The organism is Pseudarthrobacter sp. NKDBFgelt, assembly GCF_046097905.1.
Classification (GTDB): Bacteria; Actinomycetota; Actinomycetes; order Actinomycetales; family Micrococcaceae; genus Arthrobacter; species Arthrobacter polychromogenes.
Genome location: NZ_JBJURL010000143.1, coordinates 1 through 3,651, shown reverse-complemented (window position 1 = coordinate 3,651; position 3,651 = coordinate 1). Strand labels below are relative to the sequence as shown.

Genomic DNA, 3,651 nt, shown 5'->3' with positions numbered 1-3,651 from the left:
GTGTGTGTCCGGCGGTGACCTACTCTCCCACACCCTCCCGGGTGCAGTACCATCGGCGCTGTGGGTCTTAGCTTCCGGGTTCGGAATGGGACCGGGCGTTTCCCCCACGCTATGACCGCCGTAACCCTTGTACCCGTCCCAGGCAGGACCTGGGTGGGAAATCTTTTGTGGTTACAACATTGTGGTGTTGTTATTCAGTTGTTGGTTCCTTGCCAGCAAACGGGTGGGTTTGTTGGTTGGGAACCACATAGTGGACGCAAGCAGTCTTGTTATCTTTTTACCGCCCCCGAGTTGCAAACGCTTTTGAAGTTCGTTTGCGGGGGTGGTGTGTGGTGTAAGTTATCGGCCTATTAGTACCGGTCAGCTTCACGAGTCGTTAGTCCTCGCTTCCACATCCGGCCTATCAACCCAGTGGTCTGGCTGGGGGCCTCTCACACACGAGGTGTATGGAAATCTCATCTTGAAGCGAGCTTCCCGCTTAGATGCTTTCAGCGGTTATCCCATCCGAACGTAGCTAATCAGCGGTGCACTTGGCAGTACAACTGACACACCAGAGGTTCGTCCGTCCCGGTCCTCTCGTACTAAGGACAGCCCTTCTCAAATTTCCTGCGCGCGCAGCGGATAGGGACCGAACTGTCTCACGACGTTCTAAACCCAGCTCGCGTACCGCTTTAATGGGCGAACAGCCCAACCCTTGGGACCTACTCCAGCCCCAGGATGCGACGAGCCGACATCGAGGTGCCAAACCATGCCGTCGATATGGACTCTTGGGCAAGATCAGCCTGTTATCCCCGAGGTACCTTTTATCCGTTGAGCGACGGCCATTCCACAATGTACCGCCGGATCACTAGTCCCGACTTTCGTCCCTGCTCGAGATGTCTCTCTCACAGTCAAGCTCCCTTGTGCACTTACACTCGACACCTGATTGCCAACCAGGCTGAGGGAACCTTTGGGCGCCTCCGTTACTTTTTAGGAGGCAACCGCCCCAGTTAAACTACCCATCAGGCACTGTCCCTGACCCGGATTACGGGCCGAAGTTAGATGTCCAAAGTGACCAGAGTGGTATTTCAACGATGACTCCACCCGAACTGGCGTCCGGGCTTCAACGTCTCCCACCTATCCTACACAAGCCACTCCGAACACCAATACCAAACTATAGTAAAGGTCTCGGGGTCTTTCCGTCCTGCTGCGCGTAACGAGCATCTTTACTCGTACTGCAATTTCGCCGAGTTTATGGTTGAGACAGCGGGGAAGTCGTTACTCCATTCGTGCAGGTCGGAACTTACCCGACAAGGAATTTCGCTACCTTAGGATGGTTATAGTTACCACCGCCGTTTACTGGGGCTTAAATTCTCAGCTTCGCCTTGCGGCTAACCGGTCCTCTTAACCTTCCAGCACCGGGCAGGAGTCAGTCCGTATACATCGTCTTGCGACTTCGCACGGACCTGTGTTTTTAGTAAACAGTCGCTTCCCCCTGGTCTCTGCGGCCCCGATCCCCTCCACACCGCAAGGGTGTATCAAGGTTGGGGCCCCCCTTCTCCCGAAGTTACGGGGGCATTTTGCCGAGTTCCTTAACCATAATTCTCTCGATCGCCTTAGTATTCTCTACCTGATCACCTGTGTCGGTTTGGGGTACGGGCGGCTAAAACCTCGCGTCGATGCTTTTCTCGGCAGCATAGGATCACCAAATCCCCCCAAACGGGGGTCCCATCAGATCTCAGGCATCATGAACAGCGGATTTGCCTACCGTTCGCCCTACATCCTTAGACCGGGACAACCATCGCCCGGCTTGGCTACCTTCCTGCGTCACACCTGTTAATACGCTTGCCTCCCAGGATCAGGTCCTGCGCTCCACCAAAACCCTCACACCACAAGGGCGATCGGGCAGGTCTCGGGCAGTTAGTATCCCCTGTTCAGCATGGGCGGTTTTTCGCCGGTACGGGAATATCAACCCGTTGTCCATCGACTACGCCTGTCGGCCTCGCCTTAGGTCCCGACTTACCCAGGGCAGATTAGCTTGACCCTGGAACCCTTGATCATTCGGCGGACGGGTTTCTCACCCGTCTTTCGCTACTCATGCCTGCATTCTCACTCGTGTAGGCTCCACCGCTGGTTTACACCGCGACTTCACCGCCCACACGACGCTCCCCTACCCATCCAGACGCCTGAACCACAAGGGCTTAGCTAATATCTGAATGCCACAACTTCGGCGGTGTACTTGAGCCCCGCTACATTGTCGGCGCGGAATCACTTGACCAGTGAGCTATTACGCACTCTTTCAAGGATGGCTGCTTCTAAGCCAACCTCCTGGTTGTCTTCGCAACTCCACATCCTTTCCCACTTAGCACACGCTTAGGGGCCTTAGTTGGTGGTCTGGGCTGTTTCCCTCTCGACTATGAAGCTTATCCCCCACAGTCTCACTGCTGCGCTCTCACTTACCGGCATTCGGAGTTTGGCTGACGTCAGTAACCTTGTAGGGCCCATTAGCCATCCAGTAGCTCTACCTCCAGCAAGAAACACGCAACGCTGCACCTAAATGCATTTCGGGGAGAACCAGCTATCACGAAGTTTGATTGGCCTTTCACCCCTACCCACAGCTCATCCCCTCCATTTTCAACTGAAGTGGGTTCGGTCCTCCACGACGTCTTACCGTCGCTTCAACCTGGCCATGGGTAGATCACTTCGCTTCGGGTCTAGATCACGCCACTGCAACGCCCTATTCAGACTCGCTTTCGCTACGGCTGCCCCACACGGGTTAACCTCGCGACGTAACACTAACTCGCAGGCTCATTCTTCAAAAGGCACGCCGTCACCAGAATCAGACTGGCTCCGACGGATTGTAAGCACACGGTTTCAGGTACTGTTTCACTCCCCTCCCGGGGTACTTTTCACCTTTCCCTCACGGTACTGGTCCGCTATCGGTCATTAGGGAGTATTTAGGCTTATCAGGTGGTCCTGACAGATTCGCACGGGATTTCTCGGGCCCCGTACTACTTGGGATACTCATCCAGGCGGTACACAACATTACGGTTACGGGGCTAACACCCTCTCTGGCCGGCCTTTCAAGACCGCTCACCTATGCCTGCACATCACACCCCACCAGCCCGGCAGAACTGGTATGGAAAGTCCCACAACCCCGACCATGCAACGCCCGCCGGCTATCACACATGGAACGGTTTAGCCTGATCCGCGTTCGCTCGCCACTACTAACGGAATCACTATTGTTTTCTCTTCCTGCGGGTACTGAGATGTTTCACTTCCCCGCGTTCCCTCCACGCACCCTATGTGTTCAGATGCGGGTCACCAGGCAACTCGCGCCCCTGGCGGGGTTTCCCCATTCGGACACCCTGGGATCACAGTCCGGTTATCGACTCCCCCAGGCTTATCGCAGATTCCTACGTCCTTCTTCGGCTCCTAATGCCAAGGCATCCACCGTGTGCTCTTAAAAACTTGACCACAAAAGATCAAAAACGCTAATTTTCGAGAGAACCACAGAAACCAACCACACCCAACAACACCACCCCAAAAGAGTGACACCATCACGCGCAGCCAGATCCAGGTTCATATTCTTGGAAATTGCTTCTTATAAAAGATGCTCGCGTCCACTATGTAGTTCTCAAACAACAACCCCGTACCACACACCCCACACAC

2 rRNA genes are annotated in these 3,651 nt (G+C 54.9%); both read right to left on the bottom strand.

Going from position 1 to position 3,651, the window contains the following annotated elements:
• Positions 1 to 6 precede the first annotated feature (6 nt).
• Positions 7 to 123 (bottom strand): 5S ribosomal RNA (rrf, locus tag ACKAE7_RS20595).
• A gap of 206 nt (positions 124 to 329) precedes the next feature.
• Positions 330 to 3,456, bottom strand: a 23S ribosomal RNA gene (locus ACKAE7_RS20590).
• Positions 3,457 to 3,651: the final 195 nt, after the last annotated feature.